The 567-nt window shown below is 69.5% G+C and carries 1 protein-coding gene; it reads right to left on the reverse strand.

Features of this window, described 5'->3' with window-relative positions; all coding sequences use genetic code 11:
* The coding region (locus ACFP3V_RS31280; protein WP_380591054.1) for a protein kinase domain-containing protein at positions 1-567 on the reverse strand (567 nt) is incomplete at both ends.

Raw genomic sequence — 567 nt, forward strand, 5'->3', positions numbered from 1 at the left:
CAGTGCGCGCTCGATGTCGGCGCGCATCTCGTCCGCCGACTGGTAGCGGTAGTCGCGCTCCTTGGCCAGGGCCTTGAGCACGATGGCGTCGTACTCGGGCCGGACCTCGGGGTCGTAGACGGACGGGGGCTGGGGCTCCTCGCGGACGTGCTGGTAGGCCACGGCCACCGGGGAGTCGCCGACGAAGGGCGGGCGCAGGGTGAGCAGCTCGTAGAGCAGGCAGCCGGTGGAGTACAGGTCGGAGCGGGCGTCGACCTGCTCGCCCTTGGCCTGCTCGGGGGAGAGGTACTGCGCGGTGCCGATGACGGCGGCGGTCTGGGTCATCGTCATGCCCTGGTCGCCCATCGCGCGGGCGATGCCGAAGTCCATGACCTTGACCTGGCCGGTGCGGGTGAGCATCACGTTGGCGGGCTTGATGTCCCGGTGCACGATGCCGTTGCGGTGGGAGTACTCCAGCGCCTGCAGGATGCCGATGGTCATCTCCATCGCCCGCTCCGGCAGCAGCCGTCGCCCTGAGTGCAGCAGCTCGCGCAGGGTGGAGCCCTCGACGTACTCCATCACGATGTA

Source organism: Streptacidiphilus monticola (assembly GCF_042658505.1).
Classification (GTDB): domain Bacteria; phylum Actinomycetota; class Actinomycetes; order Streptomycetales; family Streptomycetaceae; genus Streptacidiphilus; species Streptacidiphilus monticola.